Origin of the sequence: Lapidilactobacillus mulanensis, from assembly GCF_003946215.1 — a bacterium.
Taxonomy (GTDB): Bacteria; Bacillota; Bacilli; order Lactobacillales; family Lactobacillaceae; genus Lapidilactobacillus; species Lapidilactobacillus mulanensis.
In genome coordinates this window covers 1-4,076 of the sequence record NZ_RHOW01000075.1, presented here as the reverse complement: position 1 = coordinate 4,076, position 4,076 = coordinate 1, and the positions used below count along the sequence as shown (strand labels likewise).

At 42.9% G+C, this 4,076-nt stretch carries 3 protein-coding genes; 2 read left to right on the top strand and 1 reads right to left on the bottom strand.

Annotated features, from left to right (window positions below):
* Positions 1 to 262: 262 nt before the first annotated feature.
* Positions 263 to 814 carry a TetR/AcrR family transcriptional regulator gene (locus EKM67_RS10360; RefSeq protein ID WP_125578909.1) on the bottom strand — a complete coding sequence of 184 codons (552 nt, stop codon included), beginning with the start codon at positions 812 to 814 and terminating at the stop codon, positions 263 to 265.
* 279 nt (positions 815 to 1,093) lie between these two features.
* On the opposite strand from EKM67_RS10360, the gene EKM67_RS10355 reads away from it, so the two are divergent.
* Complete coding sequence (locus EKM67_RS10355) at positions 1,094 to 2,578, top strand: UDP-N-acetylmuramoyl-L-alanyl-D-glutamate--2,6-diaminopimelate ligase (protein WP_125578908.1); 1,485 nt, start codon at positions 1,094 to 1,096, stop codon at positions 2,576 to 2,578.
* Positions 2,579 to 2,677: 99 nt separating this feature from the next.
* Positions 2,678 to 3,940, top strand: a complete 1,263-nt coding sequence (locus EKM67_RS10350) for a dicarboxylate/amino acid:cation symporter (protein WP_125578907.1) — start codon at positions 2,678 to 2,680, stop codon at positions 3,938 to 3,940.
* Positions 3,941 to 4,076 lie beyond the last annotated feature (136 nt).

The following is a 4,076-nucleotide window of genomic DNA, read 5'->3' as shown; positions in this document are numbered from 1 at the left end:
AAACAAAGAAAAGTGGTGAATCATAATTCCGTCGAATTATGATTCACCACTAATGTTAGTCAGTTTTGTTGCTCTTAAACGAAGTCACTTAACACAAGGGGGGGAGATTCATTAAAGTTAACTTTCTTCGCCAGAGACATCACTATTGAGAAGTCCTATTACTTCCAAAAGTAATAATAGCATATTGATAAAAATAAGTCACTATCCAAAATGCGAAAATGTCAAAAATTGTGACGATTTTGCAAAAAAAGTTCAATAATATTTAAAGTTCGGGTGAGTAATGCTTAATATCTTCAATTAACTTAGCAAATTTATGAGCGATTTCATTCGGTGGCGTTAAATAACCACTCGTGACCCAGTCAACAAGGGTGCCCGCGCATCCGTAACCAAAAAACTCCGCATAAAATTGGCGGTCGTAGGCAGATAGCTGATGATCTGAATTAATTTCTGTTAATAAATCGGTCAATCCTGACTGCACAACTTTGGAAAAGGTGAGGAGTAAGGTATTTTGATCGCTAGCAGAAGTGTTCGTGTAGAAAGTTCGATGTTCGTTAATAGAGGTCAACATTTTTTCGGTTTGACCTAACCAATTATCGAGCTGAACATGATCGTGATCGAGATAAAAAAAGCTCAGTTCTTGATAAGTGTAGGCTAACAAATCGTATTTGTCACGGAAATGATAGTAAAAACTTTGCCGATGCATCCCAACTTTGTGGGTGATCTGTGAAATGGTAATTTTGCTAAAATCTTGCGTTTCCATCAATTTGATCAGCGCATCCATGAAGGCGTGTTTGGTAATATAGTCGCTACTCATTGTCGTTGACCTCCTCAGATCGCGTTGTTTTGATTGACTCAGGCGATCACGATTTTATTTTACTCGTTGTCGCCTTATTTGACTAGTAAAGAATTGATTTGCGAAAGTAGCGGGGAAGTTATCGCCTTTGATCACGAATTTAAAAGCTTTCCTTAAAAGCAATATATTCTTCATATTTATTACTAAAGCGTTCGTTAAAATAGTGTATACTACAAAGTATAATGGATGTTCAAGAGTTATATTTTAGAAAATAATTACTAATTTTTTGGAGATGAGCAGATGAAAATTTCAGATTGCGCCGCAATTTTGCAAACAAGTCATCGAGATCAGCGTGTTTTACAAGCACAGGATGTTGAATTGACGGATCTTACTCAAAACACGAAAGAAGTTAAGCCCGGTTGCTGTTTCGTTGCGATCAAGGGCGTTCATTTCGACGGACACGAACACATTCAGGAAGTTGTTGATGCTGGTGCGAAGCTAGTAATTGTTGAACGTCCCGTTGAATTCAATGGAGATGCCGTTGTCGTGACTGTGCCCAATACATATAAGGCGCTGGCTCAATTGAGCACACGCTTTTTCGGTGATCCTAGCCGTCAGCTGACGATGTTTGGTGTGACTGGGACGAATGGCAAAACGACGATCACCCATTTAATCGACCAAATCATGGAGGATCACGGTGTACAGACTGGCATCATTGGTACGATGTATAGCAAAGTGGGCACGAAAAAATTGCCCGCGGTCAATACGACGCCTGAACCTTTAACGGCGCAAAGAACGCTGAGTGAGATGGTTGCGGCTAACGATCAGGCTTGCGCGATGGAGGTTTCTTCGATTGCGCTAGTTCAAGGCCGTGCGTGGGGAATCGACTTCGACACCGTTGTTTTCACGAACTTAACAGAAGATCATTTGGATTATCATAAGACGTTCGAGAATTATTTCGACGCTAAGGCACTGCTCTTTTCTCAATTGGGTAATAGCTATCATGTTGGCGAAAAGACGAAAAGTGCGGTTATTAATATCGATGATCCTCACGGTAAACGTCTACTTGAGAAAACTGCCGCAAATATCTTGACCTATGGGGCGAAGGGCGAGGGGATCCTCCAAGCTAAAAATATTCAAGTGACGAATAAAGACACCAAGTTTGATCTGCAAATTTACGATGAAACTTATCCAGTTCAACTCAAACTGATGGGGAACTTTAATGTCTACAACGCTTTGGCTGCTTTTGGCGCGTGCTATGAACAAGGTCTAGAACCCGCTGAGATTATCACTTCGCTTGAATCAGTCAAAGGTGTTCGTGGCCGTTTCCAAGTTGTTCCCAATGAAAAAGATGTCACCGTCATTGTCGATTATGCGCACACACCCGATGGTCTGGAAAATGTCTTGAGCACGATCAATGCTTTCGCCAAACAACGTGTTTTTTGTGTTGTTGGTTGTGGTGGCGATCGTGAGACAACGAAGCGACCAATTATGGGCAATATTGCGGTTCAACATTCAACGGATGCAGTCTTAACTTCAGATAATCCGCGGACGGAAGATCCTGAGAAAATTCTCGATCAAGTTGTGGCGGAACTCAAGCCGGGTACTTTTACTAGAATGACGGATCGGCGAGCAGCTATCAACTTTGCGCTGGGTGAAGCTAAGGCCGGAGATGTGGTCTTGATTGCTGGCAAGGGGCACGAAGATTATCAGATCATTGGCACAGTTAAGCATCATTTTGATGACGTTGAAGTTGTCAATGACTTTTATAAGCAAGAGAAATAATCAAGCGGAGTGGCAATGCCTAATCGTCGTCACTCCTTTTTTATTATCTGGACTTTCAAATTATTCGGCACCTAACGCGTGTTTCGGAGGAGTATCTAAATGAAAAAATTTTGGCAGAATTATCGTAGCACGTTCTTAATTCTCATTGGCTTGATCCTAGGAGGCATTGCTGGCGCCGTCTGGGGAGCAAAAGTCGACGTCGTTAAACCTTTAGGCGATTTGTTCCTAAATTTGATGTACATGATTTTGATCCCGTTGGTTTTCTTCAGTATTTCATCGTCGATCGCTAGCATGAAAGAAGTTAAGCGACTCGGGAAAATTTTAGGAATCACTGTGGCGGTTTTCTTAGGAACGGCGCTAGTCTCTGCTGTTCTAGGTTACCTTTGTGTCTTGATCTTCAAGCCGATCCAAGGCATCGATATGACTAGCGTGAAGGCAATGATGGGCAATGTCAAAGGCGCAGGCAGTAACAAAACATCCGCGTTGGCACAAATTGTAGCGACGTTCACAGTCGATGATTTCAGTAAGATCTTGTCTAAGAGCAACATGCTTTCGTTGATCGTCGTTTCCGTTCTTGTGGGGATTGCAACGTCTGCCTCTGGTAAAGCGGCGGAACCATTTGAAAAGCTGTTAGCAGCAGGCAATCTGGTCACGATGCGAATTGTTAAATATATCATGTATTACGCACCGATCGGTTTGGGTTGTTTCTTCGCCACTGTTATTGGGAACTTAGGCGCAGAAATGGTCGGCGGTTATCTGCGGACGTTGATCATCTACGTTGGGTACGCCTTATTTTACTTCTTCGTGGTCATGAGTGGTTACGCCTATCTTTCTGCAGGACGTCTCGGTTTCAGAACGTTGTGGAAGAATATCAGTATTCCTGCAATCACGGCCATTGCCACGAGCTCTTCGGCCGCGTCGATCCCAGTTAACCTTGAATATACTAAGAAGATCGGTGTGACACCCGATATCGCGGACACCGTGATTCCGTTAGGTGCTAATACGCATAAAGATGGGTCAGTTGTCGGCGGCATTTTAAAAACAACATTCCTGTTTGTGCTCTTTGGTCGCAATATTGCGACGCCTCAGAATGCGGTGATCATTATTGCCGTCGGTTTCTTAGTCGGTGTGGTTATGAGCGCAATTCCAGGTGGCGGGTTCGTCGCGGAAACCGTGATCATCACGATCTTCGGTTTTCCAATGACTGCCTTACCATTGATCCTGATCATCAGTGAGATCATTGATATTCCTGCGACGCTATTGAATTCAACTAGCAATATTACTTCGAGTATGTTGATCACGCGCTTCGTGGAAGGTAAAGATTGGCTCAAAGACTACGTGGCCAACCACAACGCTGCGTAAGTGCAATTGGATTTAGTCGGTTCGTTCGTGTAAATATCTCGATATAAAAGGCGCATCTGGATTTATCAGATGGCTATACTCCTACTTAAGTAGACAAGCAAATAATCAAAGCTTGTACACTTAGGAAGGAGTTTTT

What these genes read in the sequence shown, in the direction of transcription:
- EKM67_RS10360 (WP_125578909.1), bottom strand. Translation starts at nt 814, where the DNA reads ATGAGTAGCGACTATATTACCAAACACGCCTTCATGGATGCGCTGATC.
- EKM67_RS10355 (WP_125578908.1), top strand. Translation starts at nt 1,094, where the DNA reads ATGAAAATTTCAGATTGCGCCGCAATTTTGCAAACAAGTCATCGAGAT.
- EKM67_RS10350 (WP_125578907.1), top strand. Translation starts at nt 2,678, where the DNA reads ATGAAAAAATTTTGGCAGAATTATCGTAGCACGTTCTTAATTCTCATT.